This is a genomic window from Flavobacterium sp., assembly GCF_041392005.1.
In the GTDB taxonomy this organism is placed as follows: Bacteria; Bacteroidota; Bacteroidia; order Flavobacteriales; family Flavobacteriaceae; genus Flavobacterium.
Genome location: NZ_JAWKMX010000015.1, coordinates 23229 through 41228 on the forward strand (window position 1 = coordinate 23229; position 18000 = coordinate 41228).

The window sequence follows — 18000 nt, forward strand, 5'->3', positions numbered from 1 at the left end:
TTTAAAATTTAAAATTAAAAGAAACCGATGGTACTATTCCAAAAATTGAAAGGCGAACTGCTTCGTTTACACCTGTTTCGGCATTTTCTCTAAAACGAATAGATGCGGCATTATTTCTACTGTACACATTATAAATTCCGAAAACCCATTCGTGCGTATATTTTTTATTTTGTTGATTTTGAGGTATTAAAGTAGCCGACAAATCCAATCGATGATACGCTGGTAAACGATTTTGATTACGCAAACCATAATTTGGAACCGTTACACCTTGAAAAACATATTTTCCATTAGGAAATGTAACAGGTTGCCCAGATTGCAAGGTAAAGTTTGCCGCAAATTGCCATTTATTACTAAATTCGTAAGTACTAGTTATGGCTAGATTATGTGTTTTATCGTAAGCCGATAAGTACCAATTTCCATTATTGATTCCTGTTTCTACTGCTGTTCTAGCGGGTGTTTTTTGTTCGGAACGAGAAAGTGTATAGGCAACCCAACCGCGTAGTTTTCCTATGTTTTTTTTAAATAATAGTTCTAAACCATACGAACGCATTTTACCATTTAAAATAACTTGCTCAATAGCATCGTTTGCAATTAAATCGGCGCCATCAATATAATCGATTCTATTTTTTACTTTTTTATAAAAGCTTTCTATTTCTAAGGTATAATCGCCATCTTTTATATTTCGAAAATAACCAATCGCGTATTGATCGGCCAGTTGTGGTTTTATGTAATTATCGCTTGGTGTCCAAACATCTAAAGGTGTTGGCGAAGCAGTGTTTGAAATTAACTGCATATATTGCGCCATACGATTATAATTTGCTTTGATTGCCGAGTTTTTAGTAAGCTCATACGATACAGAAGCTCTAGGTTCAAAATTATTGTAGGTAGCTATTGATTTGTTTCGATTAAAATACTTAGTAGCAGTTACCGTTCCTTTTTCATAAATTTGAAAAGCCTCATTAAATACAACTGCTTCATTATTTGCGTAATAATTAATTGTTGATTTTCCTACACGATTAAAATAACTAAAGCGTAAACCTAGCGAAGCCGAGAATTTTTCGGTTACCTTTTGTTTAATGTCTGTGTAAATTCCTAATTCAAATGCGTGCTTTTTTTCTAATTCTCTGTAATTTACAGGTGCATCTTTGGTTATTGGGTCAATAATTCCTGGATTTAAATCGTATTTTGTTATTAAAGCGCCGTAATTAAGTTGGGTTTTATCAGATACATAATGGTTTAAATCGTATTTAAAATTATAGTTTTTTATACTTGAAACCCAATCGAAACCAACAAAATCTAGTGTTAAGCCGTAATAATAATCACTAAAAATAAAGGAAGTATTGGCAAATAATTTATTAGAAAAAATATGATTCCATCTTATATTTAAAGTAGAATTTCCATAAGTATTCGAAAATAATTTATTTAATGTAAAAACATCTCTTCCAAAATAACCGGATAAATACAGACTGTTATTATCGTTAAATTTATAATTTAATTTTGTATTTAAATCGTAAAAATAAGCAGAGTTCGGATTGTCAGTCAGTTTTAAAAATAAATGTGCGTATGAACCACGACCTGCAACTAAAAACGAGCTTTTATTTTTTACAATTGGACCTTCTAATAGTAATCGGCTCGAAATTAAACCAATGCCGCCATTCATACTAAATTTTGTGCTATTTCCTTCTTTCTGATAAATATCTAAAACCGATGAAACTCTCCCTCCATATTGGGCAGGAATTCCACCTTTGTACAATTTTAAATCCTTTATGGCATCGGCATTAAAAACCGAAAATAAACCAAAAACGTGCGAGGTATTGTATAACGTTGCTTCATCTAATAATACTAAATTTTGATCTACAGCACCACCACGAACGTTAAAACCCGACTGCCCCTCGCCTGCATTGGTTACACCTGGTAAAAACAAAAGCGATTTTACAACATCGACCTCGCCAAGTAAAACAGGCATTTTTTTTATAGCTGCCGCCGAAAGTCGGTTTACACTCATTTCTGGTTTTTTAATATCAATTTTGTTTAAATTATTTTCTATAACCAGCTCGTTTAAAAGTTGACTGCTTTCTTTTAAACTATAATTTTTACGAATATTTTGTGCTAATGTTATTGTTTCTTCAATACTTTCAAAACCAATAAAACTAATTACAACTCTATAATCTGCTTTTGGTAAGGTAATAGAATAAAAACCATACTCATTGGTTGTTGTTCCTGTATTCAAATCTGGAATTAAAATAGTAACACCTATCATCGTTTCGCCTGTAAGCGCATCTGTAATAGTGCCACTTAATGTAAACTTTTCTTGCGCAAAAGCACAAAACGTTATACCATAAATAAAAAAAGTAAAAAGTCCTTTTTTAAGCATTTTTTGTTGGTTTTGATAGCGATTGCTAAAATAAAGGTTTTAATTGTATATAGCAACAAACCACTTTCGATTAACATTATTTTTATATTTGGTATATTTTTTGTTAATTTAAGAATGTTAATCATTGGTTAATTGCTAAAAACAATAGCTGTATTTTTTTAGATTTGTTAAAAATATAACGATGAAATTTCAATTTACAATACTTTTTTTATGTGCTGTACTTTTTGTTTCTGCCCAAGTAGATTCTGAAAAGAAAGTATATGAATTTAAATTAGATAATCCGTTTGAAACAAAACAAGCCGATAATGCTAATTTACCTACTATTGAGTATAAAAGTATTTTAGACAGAAACGATGTACCAAGCCGTTATTCTATTACAAAGAAAAAAGAAACACCACAAAAAAGTATTTTAGACACTTCTACCGATTTGCAAAATATTGGCGATGAAATTAAAAACAAATTAAACAACGAAATTGCAAAAGAAGGTAGCTGGAACGATGTATATTTTGGAAAATTTGTTGTAAATACCGCTACTATTAAAATTAAAGCACGTGACTTTGCTGACCCCGACGGTGATAGAGTGCGTTTTTATTTAAACAACAGCACTATGTACAATAATGAATTACTAGAATCGTACTTTAAAACGTATGTAATTAACTTAAACCAAGGCGATAATTTAGTAGCAATAATGGCTCTAAATACAGGTTTGGCTGGGCCAAATACAGCATTTTTTGCTATTTATGATGAGAACGACAACCTCATCACTTCTAACGAATGGAACCTAAAAACAGGCGTTTCGGCTAAATTTACTATAGAATATAAAAAAGGATTGTAAGGTTTATCAAAAAAATGCAGACCTGTAAGCCGGATTCTGTATTTCAAAGAAATTGAAACCCTTATCATTTATCTAGCTTTGCAATTACTCACAAAGTCTATCTGCCTACCCCTCGACAACGGGCGAGCAACCCTTAACTGCCGATATACATGGCATTTCATCGCATAGAGTTTACCTGTTTTCACTACAGCATTATCTGTACATTCTTTCTGTTGCACTTGTCCTTTCCCCATTTTATAGGGACGACGGGCGTTACCCGCTATGCTGCTCTACGATGTCCGGACTTTCCTCTCCAAAAAATGGAACGATAAGGCGGTCTGCGGTGCAAATTTAAGTAATAGTAATTAGTTATTAGTGATTAGTGATTAGTTTTTTTGAACTTGTCTTTTGGAAATTTAATATTACTATTGCTTCTTGTATTTGATATTTTTTTTAGTTTGTGAATAACTTTTATATTGAATTTGATTATTGAATTTGTGTTTTGAAATTACTAAACTTATATTTGTAGCTCAATTTGCACTATGGAACAGTTTATTGTATCGGCCCGAAAATATCGTCCGCAAACGTTTAAAGATGTTGTAGGACAAAAAGCCATTACCAATACGTTACTTAATGCTATTGAAAACAACCATTTGGCACAAGCCTTACTTTTTACAGGGCCACGTGGTGTAGGTAAAACAACTTGCGCCCGTATTTTAGCCCGAAAAATTAATCAAGAAGGTTATGATGACCCAAATGAAGATTTTTCATTTAATGTTTTCGAGCTCGATGCTGCCTCTAACAATGGTGTAGATGATATTCGAAACATTATAGACCAAGTTCGCATACCACCGCAAACAGGTAAATACAAAGTTTATATTATAGACGAGGTACATATGCTTTCGCAAGCGGCTTTTAATGCCTTTTTAAAAACGTTAGAAGAGCCACCAAAACACGCTATTTTTATTTTAGCCACCACCGAAAAACATAAAATTTTACCTACTATATTATCGCGTTGTCAAATTTTCGATTTTAAACGCATAACCCTAAACGATGCTAAAGAACATTTGGCCGAAATAGCCAAAGAACAAGGCGTAACTTTTGAAGATGATGCGCTGCATATAATTGCGCAAAAAGCCGATGGTGCTATGCGCGATGCACTTTCTATTTTCGACAGAGTAGTTTCATATTGTGGTGCTAACTTAACACGACAAGCTGTTACCGAAAACTTAAATGTTCTCGATTTTGAATATTACATTAAAATAACCGATTTAGTCTTAGAAAATAAAATTCCAGAAATTTTACTAGCTTATAACGATATTTTAGCAAAAGGTTTTGATGGTCATCATTTTATTGCAGGATTAGCTTCGCATTTTAGAGATTTGTTAGTTTGTAAAAACCCTAATACTATTGCCTTGTTAGAAGCTGGCGAACAGGCGCAAAATTTATACCGTGAACAAGCGCAAAAAGCATCGCAAACCTTTTTATTACAAGGAATTGAATTAGCAAACGATTGCGATTTAAAATACAAAACCTCTCAAAATCAGCGGCTTTTAGTAGAATTATGCTTAATGCAAATTGCCTCTATCACTTTCGATGGAGAAAAAAAAAAGCTAAATCCTATATAATTCCAGCTACTCATTATCAGAATACTAGTTATTCCATAATTGAAGAAAAACCAAAAGTTGCAACCGAAATAAAAACGGAAGAACAGCTAGAAGAAAAACCAACACAAGAAACTACCGAAAAGCAGGCAAAAACAGCTATTTCACTTCCAGAAGGTAAAAAAGTTTCGGCTTTTTCAATAAAAAGTATTCAAGTAAAAAAAGAACTTGAAGCACAACAACAGAAAAATCATTTTCACGCTAAAAGTTTACCTAACCAAGATTTTACCGAAACCGATATGTTGCTAGTTTGGAACAAATATGCACAGCGTTTAACCGACCAAGGAAAAATGCTAATGGCAACCTATATGAAAATGAACGATCCGGTATTAAATGGAACAACAATAGAATTGTGTTTGCCAAACAATAGCACAAAAGAAGAATTTTTATCGGGCGTTAATGAACTTTTAGGCTATTTGCGAGGTAAATTGCACAACCACGACATTGCTATAGAAGTTATCGTAAATGAAAGCACCGAAAAAAAATATGCCTTTACTCCTATTGAAAAATACGAACGTTTAAAAGAAATTAATCCTAATATAGAATTGTTAAAAAAATTATTCGATTTAGATATTTAATCTATAACTAAACTTCGTTTTCTATTTAATATTTTTGTTTTTTTTAAATTCTGAAGGTGTCATTTTTACTAAATTTTTAAAAGCGCTGTTAAACGAGGATTTTGATTTAAAACCAACCAATTCGCTAATTGCTTCAATTGTATAGTGCTCGTAATTTTTATCGAGTAATATTACTTTAGCTTTTTCAATTCTATACTTATTAATAAAAGTTACAAAATTTGTACTAAGATTTTGATTTAATACATTTGAAATATAACTGCTATTTACTTTTATTTCTCGGGCAATATCGTGTATTGTTAAATCGTGTTGAAGATACGCTTCTTTAGATTCTATATGGTCTTTAACTTTTTCAATAATATTTAATCGTTTGTCTATGGAAAGTATATTGCTAGCCTCTTTTTTTTCTTCTTCTATATCTGAATTTAATTGTAATTCTATAGAATTTTGATTAAATCGTTGAAAATATAAATAAAAGCTAACCATTAAAAAGGGTATATAAACAACATAAGGAGAAGCTTTTGGGCTTAATAAAAAGAAGCATAGTATAAAAGCTACATATCCTAAAATAAAGAATAGCATCCATTTAAATTGAACTCCAATTTTATAGGAATATTCTTCTTTTAATTTTTCCGAATTTTGCTTAAAAATAGTAAAAGCATTTATTAAATAATATAAATTAAGTAATACAAATGTTATTCTTAAAGTAAAAAAGTTAGCATAATCTAATTTTTCATTTAACGCTGAAATAATGCTACCGTTTATAATAGGAGTCAAATTAAACAAAAACGATTGTATTGGTATGAAAAAATGAATGATAACGTCTTTCTTTATAGATTCTTTTTTATAATAAATTAAACTTTTAATATACAAAAACACTACAACTGGCAACGACAACATTGCTGGATAAAATAATAATTCTACAAACTGAAAATACTTTTGAATAGGCTCTAAAAAGCTACGAAGAAAATTTAAGGATATTGCAAAAAGAGAAAAAGAAAATAGTAGAAAAAATACTCCTAAAATTTTTTTAGAAACTCCCTGTTTTTTCTTTGATAAGAGTAAAATAAATCCTAAAAGAATAGAAACTATAATTGGAAAAAATAATATAATCAACATAAAAAAACACTATTTATAATACTAATATGTATGAATTTCTATAATCAATACATTTTTAATTGCTAAAAAAATAAATATTAAACCTTAGCATATAACTTTATAAACCGTAATCAAAATCTACACTTATTATATGAAACAAATATACATTATTTTAGTTCTTTTAACGTATTTGCACACAAATGCACAAATTACTATTAATAATACAATTTACACAACTACTCAATTAGTTGATGGGGTTTTAGTACCTTCTGGAAGTGGAGTTACTATTTCAAATGTAACATTTAGTGGTGTATATAATGTTTCTAGTAGATATCAAGTAGGTTATTTTTCTACAGCAACTACTACACTTGCGCAAATGGGTTTTACCGATGGTGTTGTTTTATCTACAGGAAATACGTCTGAAATACCGTTAACCTTAGGCACCAATCCTGGCTCTGCTAGTCAAATGAGCAGAAACTACACATCTTGTACTACTGGGGAAATTAGAAAAGGAGGAACATGCGCTTCTATTATTAACGATTTAAACATATTGTCGGGTGGATATAGCTATTATAATACCGCTATTTTAGAATTCGATTTTGTTCCTGATAATTCAGAAATTTCTTTTCGCTATATTTTTGGTTCAGAAGAATATTCCGATGATGGCGGTTGGATAAATTACCAATGTTCCTCTTTTAATGATAAGTTCGGATTTTTAATTAGCGGACCTGGAATTTCTGGAGGAGCAAGCTATACAAACGATGCCAAAAATATAGCACGTTTAGATAATGGTTCCGAGGTTTCTATAAATTCAGTTAATAGTGGCGAAGTTGGTTCAAGTGGTGGCTCTCCAGATGCAAGTAGATGTTTAAGTGTAAATCCCGATTGGGTTGAAAACACACCGTCTCCAGAGTTTTTAGGAACAATAGATGGTACACAATTAAACGGAAATACAATTATACTCACTGCAAAACAAGAAGGACTAACTCCTGGTGAAACCTATCATATTAAACTAATTGTAATGGATATAAGTGATGGTGGCTATGATAGTGTTGTTTATCTTGAAGCTGGTAGCTTTAAAAGCGATTGTAGTAAAAGCCCAAAAACAACAGGAACACCAAATGAATCTAAAGTAGGTATTGGTACTTTTCAAAGTATTCAAACAAACTGGCCAAATAGCATTAATAACGGTGCTCTAGTTTTAGACTCTAAAAATAAAGGATTTGTAATAACTCGCTTAACTACTTTAGAACGAGATGCTATTAGTGCTGTCGAAGGAATGTTAATTTACAATAAAACAGAAAACTGTTTTCAATTATATAATGGTACTACTTGGAACTGTATTGAAGAAACTTGTGCTAACGATTAAAATTTTAATTATGAAAAAAATTATTTCAATAATTGTCCTTTTTACCCCAATTATCATTTTTTCTCAAGTAAGTATTGGAAAAGCTTCAGTTGATGGCGATGGCATTTTAGATTTTGAAAACCCAGCTCGTGGTGGTATTATATTACCAGCAGTAACTACTTTACCTACTGGAACAGCTGCTACAAATGGTACCATTATTTACGATTATAACAATGGTTGCGTAAAAATTAGACAAAATAATGCTTGGGAAAATTTAACGCCAAAAGTTGGCGATACGTCAACTATTAATTTAAATACTGCTACAGATAGCGGAAACGGTGTAGTTATAGGTACAAATCCAGCAACAGCTGATGGTGTTTTAGTTTTAGAATCTAATTCTAAAGCACTTATTCTTCCTAGAATAGACCAACCGCATTTAAACTTAGTAAATCCACACCCTGGAACCATGTGTTACGATACGTATAATAAAGCACTAGCGGTTTTTGATGGTTCTAAATGGTATTTTTATAAATAAATTTCGCAACAATTCTGGATAAAAAATTATCCTTTACACTTACATTTTCTTCTACCAGAAGCTATTGCTTCTTTCTCTGTCATTTCTAAAATTTTAGATTTACATCGTTTAAAAGAAGCATGTGATGTTGTAGGATGATAAATATCGCTTTTTCCGCATACATAAACTATTTTATCTACATCATTTGTTTTAATTTCTGATGACGGACTAAAACTTAAAAGTGTAAATAAAGAAAAGATTAGGATTAGGTTTTTCATTTTTTATCTATCGATTATTATTTTTTCACACATTCTTCTAATCAAATAAAGGTATGGTATTAATAAATCATCATTTTTTGCCGTTGGAAGTATTACTTTATTTTCTCGTGATTCGCGCAAATGAACTAAACTATTTCTAATACCTACAATATTTTCTTTTATTACTTTAATAGTATTCTCAGGAATTGAATCTAAATCAACATTTTCATTTTTAATTATTGGCTCTATGACAAATCCTCCTTCAAATTCAATATTTTTACAATAGTATGCCATATTACTCTGTAATTCTAATTTAATATCCGAAATTGTAATATGTTCGCTTATTAATGCATCAAAATATTTAAAGAAATTGAAAAAAATAAAAATATACTTTCTCATTTAAACTAATTTCTTCAAAATCTACAAAACACCTTTCAACTTATCAATTTTAGTTATCAACATCTAATTCACTATAAGTTCGTTAGCATTTCTGTTATTAAAATTGTAATTTTGCATTTTGCCTAAAAATATGCAACAATCAGAAGAAACTATCGAAATTATTGGTGCTCGTGCCCATAATCTTAAAAATATAGATGTTACCATTCCTCGTGAAAAACTCGTAGTAATTACGGGTCTTTCGGGTTCGGGTAAATCATCACTTGCTTTCGACACCATTTATGCCGAAGGGCAACGTCGCTATATAGAAACTTTTTCTGCCTATGCTCGACAGTTTTTAGGCGGTTTAGAACGCCCCGATGTTGATAAAATTGATGGTCTTTCGCCAGTTATTGCTATCGAACAAAAAACTACGAGTAAAAGTCCGCGTTCTACTGTAGGAACAATTACCGAGATTTACGATTTCTTACGTTTGTTGTATGCACGTGCAGGAGAAGCTTATAGTTACAATACGGGCGAAAAAATGGTTTCGTATTCTGATGAGCAAATAAAAGAATTGATTTACGAAAGTTTTAACGGCAAACGCATCAATATTTTAGCGCCTGTTATTCGTTCTCGAAAAGGGCATTACCGCGAATTATTTGAACAAATTGCTAAACAAGGTTTTGTAAAAGTTCGTATCGATGGTGAAATTCGTGATATTGAACACGGTATGAAAGTCGATCGTTATAAAACCCATGATATTGAAACCGTAATTGACCGTATTTTAATTAAAAACGATGAGGAAACAGATAAGCGTTTAACAGAAAGCATTAAAACCGCTATGTATCATGGCGATGATATTCTAATGATTATCGAACAAGAAAGTGGCGAAGTACGATATTTCAGTAGAAATTTAATGTGTCCTAGTTCTGGTATTTCCTATCCTAACCCCGAACCCAATAATTTTTCGTTTAATTCTCCAAAAGGTGCTTGCCCTACTTGTAACGGATTGGGAACAGTAAACGAAATCAATCTAAATAAAATTATTCCTAATCCAAAATTATCTATAAAAAACGGTGGTTTTGCTCCGATTGGAGAATATAAAAACTCGTGGATTTTTAAACAATTAGAAATTATTGCTCAAAAATTCGATTTTAAACTTACCGATGCTATTGAAACGATTCCACAAGATGCAATGGATATGATTTTACATGGCGGCAATGAAAAATTTTCGGTAGTTTCTAAAGTGATGGGCATTACTAAAGATTATAAAATTGATTTTGAAGGGATTGCTAATTTTATTAAAAATCAATACGAACAAGCCGATTCACAAAGCATTAAGCGCTGGGCAAAAGAGTTTATGGATGAAAATGATTGTTCAGAATGTCACGGTTCACGCTTACGAAAAGAAGCATTATATTTTAAAATAAATGAAAAAAACATTGGCGAATTGGTACAAATGGATATTTCTGAATTATCGGATTGGTTTATCAATTTACCACAACATTTAGACAATAAACAACAAGCCATAGCTACTGAAATTTTAAAGGAAATCACTGCGCGATTGCAATTTTTACTAGATGTTGGCTTAAATTATTTAAACTTAAATAGAAGTTCAAAATCATTATCAGGTGGTGAAGCACAACGCATACGGTTGGCTACGCAAATTGGTTCGCAATTAGTTGGCGTTTTGTATATTTTAGATGAGCCAAGTATTGGTTTGCATCAACGGGATAACGAACGTTTAATTAAATCATTAGAAAGTCTGCGCGATATTGGAAATTCTGTTATTGTGGTAGAACACGATAAAGATATGATTGAACGTGCCGACCATGTGATTGATATTGGCCCAAAAGCAGGTCGTTTTGGTGGAAAAATCATCAGTCAAGGTACACCAAAAGAATTATTGAACGAAAATACTATTACTGCTCAATTTATGAGTGGTAAAATGAAAATTGAAGTTCCTAAAAAACGTAGAGAAGGCAACGGAAAAACATTGAAACTAACGGGTGCTTCAGGAAATAATTTAAAAAATGTTACCGTTGAATTTCCGTTAGGAAAATTAATATGCGTTACAGGTGTTTCGGGCAGTGGTAAATCAACATTAATCAATGAAACCCTCTACCCTATTTTAAATACTCATTTTTTTAATGCCGTTAAAAAACCACAACCTTACAAGAAAATTGAAGGATTAGAACACATCGATAAAGTGATTGATATCGACCAAAGTCCAATTGGGCGAACACCACGCAGTAATCCAGCGACTTATACGGATGTTTTTTCAGAAATTAGAAGTTTGTTTACGCAAACACCAGAAGCACAAATTCGTGGTTACAAACCAGGTCGATTTAGTTTTAATGTAAAAGGAGGAAGATGTGAAACTTGCGAAGGTTCGGGTGTTAGAACTATAGAAATGAGTTTCTTGCCAGATGTTTATGTAGAATGTGAAACCTGTATGGGGAAACGCTTTAACAGAGAAACCTTAGAAATTCGTTACAAAGGAAAATCAATTTCTGATGTTTTGGAAATGACGGTTGATGAAGCGGTTGATTTTTTTGAAAACATTCCGAAAATTTACAGAAAAGTAAAAACCATTCAAGATGTTGGATTGGGTTATATTACATTGGGTCAACAAAGCACTACCCTATCTGGTGGCGAAGCACAACGTGTAAAATTGGCAACGGAATTATCTAAAAAAGATACTGGAAATACCTTTTATATTTTAGATGAACCTACTACAGGTTTGCATTTTGAAGATATTCGTGTGTTGATGGAAGTTATCAATAAATTGGTAAAAAAAGGAAACACCGTTTTAATTATCGAACATAATTTAGATGTTGTAAAACTGGCCGATCATATTATTGACATTGGTTACGAAGGCGGAAAAGGCGGCGGACAAGTAGTTGCTGTCGGCACTCCAGAAGAAGTGATAAAAAATAAAAAGAGTTATACCGCGCAGTTTTTGAAAAAAGAATTATCTTAGCATTCTAATTACTTCACACAACAACACTGCTCAAAATTTATTGTTTAACTTAATTATTTGTTTTACTACAAATTAGTTTATTTTATTATGGCAGCAGATCAATACGAAAACGAAGATCACAGAATACAAGAAAAATTCAAGCAAAAAACTTGGAATGAAATACGTACCAACGATTCATGGGCGATTTTTAAAATTATGTCTGAATTTGTTAACGGATATGAAGCAATGGGACGCATTGGTCCTTGTGTTTCTATTTTTGGTTCAGCACGAACAAAACCCGAAGACAAATATTATTTATTAGCTGAAAAAATTGCTTACAAAATTAGTAAAGCGGGTTATGGTGTAATTACTGGTGGTGGTCCTGGAATTATGGAAGCAGGTAACAAAGGTGCGCATTTTGGTGGCGGAACATCAGTTGGATTGAACATTGAATTACCATTCGAACAACATTTTAATCCGTATATCGATCACGATAAAAACTTAAATTTCGACTATTTTTTCGTACGAAAAGTAATGTTTGTAAAATATTCGCAAGGGTTTGTAGTAATGCCTGGTGGTTTTGGAACATTAGACGAATTATTTGAAGCGATTACGTTAATTCAAACCAAAAAAATTGCTAAATTCCCAATTATTTTAGTTGGCACTGAGTTTTGGACAGGTTTAATAGATTGGGTAAAAGCGGTACTTTTAGATAAATTCCACAATATCAGCCCAGAAGATTTAAATTTATTTAAAATTGTAGATAATGAAGACCAAGTATTAGAAGCACTTGATAACTTCTATAAAAAATATAATTTATCGCCAAACTTCTAAAAAAAATCGCTTCAAATGAAGCGATTTTTTTTTACTGAATTACTATTTTCTTCATTAATTCATTTGTACCGTTAGTAATTTTTACTAAATATACTCCTGCCTGTAAATCGAAACTAATTTTAGTTTCATTTTCAAAAGCAATTTCTAAAACTTTTTGTCCTGTTAGTGTAAAAATTTCGGCTTGGGCTATACCTTCTAAACCGTTAATATAAATATAATCTACCGCAGGATTAGGATACACTTTAATAGTATTTAAAGAAACTATTGGTGTAGTTAAAGTAGCGTTCCACACATCGCCATAATGAGAACCAAAAATATAATCGGCTAAAAGTGGCATATCTATAAACGGATTTCGGTTCATTTGCCAATTGTAAACTACATTATTACGATTCATTTCAAAATCATCAGACGGATCTTGTGTATTCCAATTTAATAAGGTAGCTAAATCGCCTATTTGATAGGAAGGATCTGAACCATTATTTTCGCTTGGATCGCCATTAACTATATCTAAATCGTTAAAACGAACTGCCATATAAAATAGAGCTCTAGCCACATCGCCTTTCCAAGAACCTTGCGTGCCTGTAGGACCTGCATAGATTGTAGAAGTAGCTGTTTCGCCATAATTTTTATTATTTCGTGAGGAATTTTCTTGACCATTAACAGCTCTAATATGATGTGCATCGGAAACGCCTTCTACCGTAGCAGCGGGACCACCTATGTACGACCAAACATTAATTCCATCAGCAGTATCGCTATTAGCTACCTCAAAACCACCACGCGATTGGCAAAATATATGTTCTCTATTCCATTTGCCTATTATACTACTTGTATTTTGTTGGTCTAACTTTGCCATAGGCATTTCTCTATAAATTGTCCATACCTGATTGTTGTTTTCTGGATTTCTATCGGCTTCTTTTAAAATATCCCATATATCGGCATAACTTTGTAAACGTACTACTGAACTATTAGCAATAATATCTTGTGTAGCTTGTTTTAAAGCAGCTCCTGATAAACCGTTTAAACTATCGTAATAACCCGTTGGAATTTGAGGTGTACAAAGCCCATAAGTAGGATTTAATGGCGTTCCCCATGGATCTGTGGAATAATCATTATCATAAATTCTAACAATAATATTATCGTTATTCACAACATATCCACTTGGTAACGATTGCACATCAATAAGCATTTCCTCATCACCTTCATCAACAGAATCATCATTTAAAACTATAAGTGCTTGTGCCGAAGTTTGACCAACATATATTACTGGGGTTAAGTCTGTTAAAGGAATATTGTAATCATTAACCATAAAATTACCATTTGCTATAGAAAAATTGATAGCTAAATTAGAGCCTGTAACAGGTTGCGAAGTGGTAAAAGTTACATAAAATTGGTCGCCTTCATTATAGTTCTCTTGATCTAATGAAATTGTTATTTCATTAAATACAACTCCACTTCCATCATTATTTGCTCCTGGTGTTGGGTTTTTTACTTCGTAAGTACCATCATTTTTACGCTGAATAGACTGAGTATCTTTAGCATTATTTGCATTCTCGTTTACAAAAATAGTAGTTCCTAACGCTGACATTAAGTTTGTAGGTTGTGCTGTACCTGTATTATAGGCTAATGAATGAACCAAACCTGTAGTTGTAGGTGCTGTTGCCAATGGAAAATCGCTACTATTAGCTTGGTATAAAGCTACTACATCTGGCCCATTTTGAATGGTGCTATTAGGGAAAGTAGTTACTGGTGCTGGGCTTACAGCACTATTACCTATATGAATTATTCCGTTTATATCTGTTGTTAATCCATCTAAATCTATAGCATAATAACTTGCAACAGTTCCTTCGTTGTAAAAAACTATTGTATATCCGTTTAATGAAAAGTTGGCTAAAGCACTTCCACCAGCATCAAACGATTTTAATTCTATAAACTCAGTAGTATCGAAACCTGAATTATCAGAATCTAATTCGTTTATAACAACTGTTTGAGAAAAAGTAAAACATGTAAAGACTATAAATAGTATGGTAATTATTCTTTTATTCATCTTAAAATTTGGTTTAAAAGCCAAACATATTCATTTTTTTTAACTTTATAGGTTAATTATCTGTTATTTTTTGTTAAGTATTGGTTTAAATAAGGCATAGCGTAATATTTAATTAATATTTAAGAATTTTATACCTAACTTTTAGTATAATTGTGGTGTTTAAAAAGTAAAAAGTGTCAGTAAAAGTTTTCAATACTATTATTTTATTCGCGTTTATACATATAAGTTTATTTGCGCAACATACTATTACAATAGAATCGCGTATTAATTTTGAAGAAAAAACAATTGCAATTAAACAAGATGTTTTATATGTTAATAATTCGCCCGATACATTGCGTACTATTATGTTTAACGATTGGAATAATGCGTTTTCGTCTAAAAGCTCTGCTTTAGCCAAACGTTTTTCCGATGAATTTGTTAGAGCTTTTCATCTTGCACCCGATGCCGATAGAGGTTACACAGCTGTAAAAAATTGTATTGATGAAAATTTTAACCAATTACAATGGAATCGTCCAAATGAAATAGTAGATTTGTTAGAACTTTCGCTGCATACTCCTATTCTGCCCTACACTTCTCAAAAAATAACACTCATTTATAACGTAAAAATTCCAAACGATAAGTTTACACGTTATGGTTTTGATGATAACCAACTCTATTTTAAAGATTTTTTACTTGTACCTTGCAAATACGAAAATAGAGGTTTTATAAAATATAGTAACGAAAACCTTGATGATAACACAAACGCATTATGTAATTACACTATTACTACTAAGCTACCAACTAATTATACACTTGCAACAAATTTATCTATTATAAAAAATGATGCAAATATTTATACTTTAGAAGGAGAAAAAATACAATCGGTAGCACTTATTATCAATAAAGAAACGAATTATAAAAGCTACACAAACGAATTTATAGAAGTTTCAACCAATTTAGAAAACAAACGAATAAATGAAATACAAAAAGTTATTTTAATTGATAGAATAACACGTTTTACACAAGAAAATCTTGGTAGTAGCTTAACTAATAAAATTTTAGTTTCACAAGAAGATTACGACAGACAACCTTTTTATGGGTTAAATCAAATGCCTGCTTTTTTAAATCCTTTTCCAAACGAATTAATGTTTGAGCTAAAGTTTTTAAAAACTTACTTATACAAATATCTAAAAGCTAATTTGCAACTAAATGCCCGAAACGAAAGTTGGATTTACGATGGTATTCAAGTTTATACCATGATGCAATATATGGATCAGTATTATCCCGATATGAAACTTACTGGAAATGTTGCCAAATTAAAAATATTAAAAGCCTATAACATTATTAATCTCGATTTTAATCAGCAATACAACTATTTATATATGTTAATGGCTCGAAAAAATCTAGATCAAGCCGTTGGTTTACCCAAAAATAAACTCATAAAATTTAACGAGCAAATTGCCAATAAATATCGTTCTGGTTTAAATTTTAAATATTTAGATTCTTATTTAGAAAATGAAATTGTAGCAAATTCAATTAAAGAATTTTTAAATAATAATCGCGAATGCGAATCGAGCAAATACGACCTCGAATATATTCTTAAAAAAAATACTTCAAAAAATATCGATTGGTTTTTTGAAACACTCGTAAACTCTAGAGATTTAATCGATTTTAAATTTGGAAAAGTTAAAAAAACAGATGAAAAAGTTACTGTTACCATAAAAAATATAACCCAAACAAATGTACCTATTTCATTTTACGAGTTAAAAAACGACAGCATTGTACATAAAGAATGGATAACCAATATTACGACCGATACTACTTTAGTTTTTAATCGTAATAAAGCCGATAAAATAACATTAAATTATTTAAACGAAATTCCCGAATACAATTTACGCAATAACTGGAAATCGTTAAAAGGGTTTTTGTTCAACCATCGCCCACTAAAATTCAATTTTTTTAGAGATTTAGAAGAACCCTACTACAACCAAATTTTTTATGTACCCGAATTTGAATACAACCTATACGATGGCATAGCTGTAGGAATGAATATTAATAACAAATCGCTTCTTAATAAACCGTTTACCTTTAGCGCTACTCCATTTTATTCGCCAAACACGGGCTCATTGGTTGGTAAAGCCTCTTTATCGTATGAAAATAATATTAGAACTACAGGAAAACTATACAAAGTAAAATATGCCATACGAGGAAGCGAATTTCACTATGCGCCTAATGCGCGTTACACAAATTTAAGCCCAACAGTTCAATTTTATTTACGCGACCCCGATTTTCGGTCAAACAAAAAAGAATATATTTTACTAAAACAACTTTATGCAAAACGAGAACAATCAATTTATATAACCGATGAAAACACCGAAGATTATAATATTTTTAATGCGAAATACGGAAATTTTCAATCGGAAGGAACAAAACATTATAGTTTTTTAACCGATTTACAAGTAGCTGGAAATTTTGGCAAATTAGCCGCCGAAGTGCATTACAGAAAACTTTTTGAAGATAACAGACAAATAACACTTCGCTTTTTTGCTGGTACATTTTTATATCGCGATACTAATTCTGATTATTATAGCTTCGGATTAGATCGTCCTACCGATTATATGTTCGAACACAATTTATTGGGCAGAAGCGAATCTAACGGATTATTTAGCCAACAATATGTATATGCCGAAGGCGGATTTAAATCGAAATTAAACACACGCTTCGCTAATCAATGGATGGCTACCGCAAATGTTGCCTTTAACATTTGGAACTGGATTCAGGTTTATGGAGATGTTGGCGTGTTAAAAAACAATTACCAAAACCCACAATTTGTTTACGATAGCGGTATTCATCTAAATTTAGTTCCCGATTATTTTGAGCTGTTTTTTCCTGTTTATTCTTCAAACGGATTTGAAATAAATCAACCACACTACAACGAAAAAATTAGATTTGTAATTACACTATCACCTAAAACCTTAATTTCGTTATTTACCCGAAAATGGTTTTAACAACAAAGTAATAGTTTTATTAAACAAAACACAATAAAATTCAATTTAACACTTTATAAAATAAATATTTTTCAATTAAAAGTGTAAATATTTACTAATTTTTTAAAAAGAACTTTATTACATATTGTTTTTATAGTATCATTTTACTATT

General features: G+C 31.3%; 13 protein-coding genes and 1 other RNA gene. 8 read left to right on the plus strand and 6 right to left on the minus strand.

What is annotated here, in order from left to right:
- Position 1: 1 nt before the first annotated feature.
- Positions 2 to 2374, minus strand: coding sequence for a carboxypeptidase-like regulatory domain-containing protein (locus R2808_RS08060; RefSeq protein ID WP_371270450.1), 2373 nt, complete (start codon positions 2372 to 2374; stop codon positions 2 to 4).
- 181 nt (positions 2375 to 2555) lie between these two features.
- Here R2808_RS08060 and R2808_RS08065 point away from each other — a divergent pair, with 181 nt between their 5' ends.
- Complete coding sequence (locus tag R2808_RS08065) at positions 2556 to 3209, plus strand: hypothetical protein (protein WP_371270451.1); 654 nt, start codon at positions 2556 to 2558, stop codon at positions 3207 to 3209.
- 9 nt (positions 3210 to 3218) lie between these two features.
- On the opposite strand, the gene rnpB is transcribed toward R2808_RS08065, so the two are convergent.
- An RNA gene (gene rnpB, locus R2808_RS08070) (RNase P RNA component class A) lies at positions 3219 to 3533 on the minus strand.
- A 197-nt stretch (positions 3534 to 3730) separates the two neighbouring features.
- On the opposite strand from rnpB, the gene dnaX reads away from it, so the two are divergent.
- Together dnaX and R2808_RS08080 are read left to right on the plus strand one after the other, a co-directional pair.
- On the plus strand, positions 3731 to 4816 hold the full coding sequence (dnaX, locus tag R2808_RS08075; RefSeq protein ID WP_371270452.1) for a DNA polymerase III subunit gamma/tau: 1086 nt from the start codon (positions 3731 to 3733) through the stop codon (positions 4814 to 4816).
- Entirely contained in the window at positions 4753 to 5430 is a 678-nt protein-coding gene (locus R2808_RS08080) for a DNA polymerase III subunit gamma/tau (protein WP_371270453.1), read from the plus strand. Before dnaX ends, R2808_RS08080 begins: the two co-directional genes overlap by 64 nt.
- Positions 5431 to 5451: 21 nt before the next feature.
- Here R2808_RS08080 and R2808_RS08085 read toward each other — a convergent pair whose 3' ends face one another.
- On the minus strand, positions 5452 to 6546 hold the full coding sequence (locus tag R2808_RS08085) for a helix-turn-helix domain-containing protein (RefSeq protein ID WP_371270454.1): 1095 nt from the start codon (positions 6544 to 6546) through the stop codon (positions 5452 to 5454).
- Positions 6547 to 6676: 130 nt separating this feature from the next.
- Here R2808_RS08085 and R2808_RS08090 point away from each other — a divergent pair, with 130 nt between their 5' ends.
- Positions 6677 to 7894: a choice-of-anchor L domain-containing protein gene (locus tag R2808_RS08090; protein WP_371270455.1), complete on the plus strand. Its 1218-nt coding sequence runs from the start codon at positions 6677 to 6679 to the stop codon at positions 7892 to 7894.
- A 10-nt stretch (positions 7895 to 7904) separates the two neighbouring features.
- Positions 7905 to 8408: a hypothetical protein gene (locus R2808_RS08095; RefSeq protein ID WP_371270456.1), complete on the plus strand. Its 504-nt coding sequence runs from the start codon at positions 7905 to 7907 to the stop codon at positions 8406 to 8408.
- A gap of 26 nt (positions 8409 to 8434) precedes the next feature.
- On the opposite strand, the gene R2808_RS08100 is transcribed toward R2808_RS08095, so the two are convergent.
- Both R2808_RS08100 and R2808_RS08105 read right to left on the minus strand, forming a co-directional pair.
- Positions 8435 to 8665: a hypothetical protein gene (locus R2808_RS08100; protein ID WP_371270457.1), complete on the minus strand. Its 231-nt coding sequence runs from the start codon at positions 8663 to 8665 to the stop codon at positions 8435 to 8437.
- A gap of 3 nt (positions 8666 to 8668) precedes the next feature.
- Positions 8669 to 9043, minus strand: coding sequence for a hypothetical protein (locus R2808_RS08105; protein WP_371270458.1), 375 nt, complete (start codon positions 9041 to 9043; stop codon positions 8669 to 8671).
- A gap of 130 nt (positions 9044 to 9173) precedes the next feature.
- Here R2808_RS08105 and uvrA point away from each other — a divergent pair, with 130 nt between their 5' ends.
- Positions 9174 to 12005, plus strand: coding sequence for an excinuclease ABC subunit UvrA (gene uvrA / locus R2808_RS08110; RefSeq protein ID WP_371270459.1), 2832 nt, complete (start codon positions 9174 to 9176; stop codon positions 12003 to 12005).
- Between the two features lie 87 nt (positions 12006 to 12092).
- Positions 12093 to 12818, plus strand: coding sequence for a TIGR00730 family Rossman fold protein (locus R2808_RS08115; RefSeq protein ID WP_371270460.1), 726 nt, complete (start codon positions 12093 to 12095; stop codon positions 12816 to 12818).
- Between the two features lie 31 nt (positions 12819 to 12849).
- Here the strand turns inward: R2808_RS08115 and R2808_RS08120 are convergent, their stop codons facing one another.
- On the minus strand, positions 12850 to 14862 hold the full coding sequence (locus tag R2808_RS08120) for an endonuclease (protein ID WP_371270461.1): 2013 nt from the start codon (positions 14860 to 14862) through the stop codon (positions 12850 to 12852).
- 173 nt (positions 14863 to 15035) lie between these two features.
- On the opposite strand from R2808_RS08120, the gene R2808_RS08125 reads away from it, so the two are divergent.
- Entirely contained in the window at positions 15036 to 17849 is a 2814-nt protein-coding gene (locus tag R2808_RS08125; RefSeq protein ID WP_371270462.1) for an aminopeptidase, read from the plus strand.
- Positions 17850 to 18000 lie beyond the last annotated feature (151 nt).

What these genes read in the sequence shown, in the direction of transcription:
- R2808_RS08100 (WP_371270457.1), bottom strand. Translation starts at nt 8,665, where the DNA reads ATGAAAAACCTAATCCTAATCTTTTCTTTATTTACACTTTTAAGTTTT.
- R2808_RS08090 (WP_371270455.1), top strand. Translation starts at nt 6,677, where the DNA reads ATGAAACAAATATACATTATTTTAGTTCTTTTAACGTATTTGCACACA.
- R2808_RS08095 (WP_371270456.1), top strand. Translation starts at nt 7,905, where the DNA reads ATGAAAAAAATTATTTCAATAATTGTCCTTTTTACCCCAATTATCATT.
- R2808_RS08120 (WP_371270461.1), bottom strand. Translation starts at nt 14,862, where the DNA reads ATGAATAAAAGAATAATTACCATACTATTTATAGTCTTTACATGTTTT.
- uvrA (WP_371270459.1), top strand. Translation starts at nt 9,174, where the DNA reads ATGCAACAATCAGAAGAAACTATCGAAATTATTGGTGCTCGTGCCCAT.
- R2808_RS08080 (WP_371270453.1), top strand. Translation starts at nt 4,753, where the DNA reads ATGCTTAATGCAAATTGCCTCTATCACTTTCGATGGAGAAAAAAAAAA.
- R2808_RS08060 (WP_371270450.1), bottom strand. Translation starts at nt 2,374, where the DNA reads ATGCTTAAAAAAGGACTTTTTACTTTTTTTATTTATGGTATAACGTTT.
- R2808_RS08105 (WP_371270458.1), bottom strand. Translation starts at nt 9,043, where the DNA reads ATGAGAAAGTATATTTTTATTTTTTTCAATTTCTTTAAATATTTTGAT.
- R2808_RS08115 (WP_371270460.1), top strand. Translation starts at nt 12,093, where the DNA reads ATGGCAGCAGATCAATACGAAAACGAAGATCACAGAATACAAGAAAAA.
- R2808_RS08085 (WP_371270454.1), bottom strand. Translation starts at nt 6,546, where the DNA reads ATGTTGATTATATTATTTTTTCCAATTATAGTTTCTATTCTTTTAGGA.
- R2808_RS08065 (WP_371270451.1), top strand. Translation starts at nt 2,556, where the DNA reads ATGAAATTTCAATTTACAATACTTTTTTTATGTGCTGTACTTTTTGTT.
- dnaX (WP_371270452.1), top strand. Translation starts at nt 3,731, where the DNA reads ATGGAACAGTTTATTGTATCGGCCCGAAAATATCGTCCGCAAACGTTT.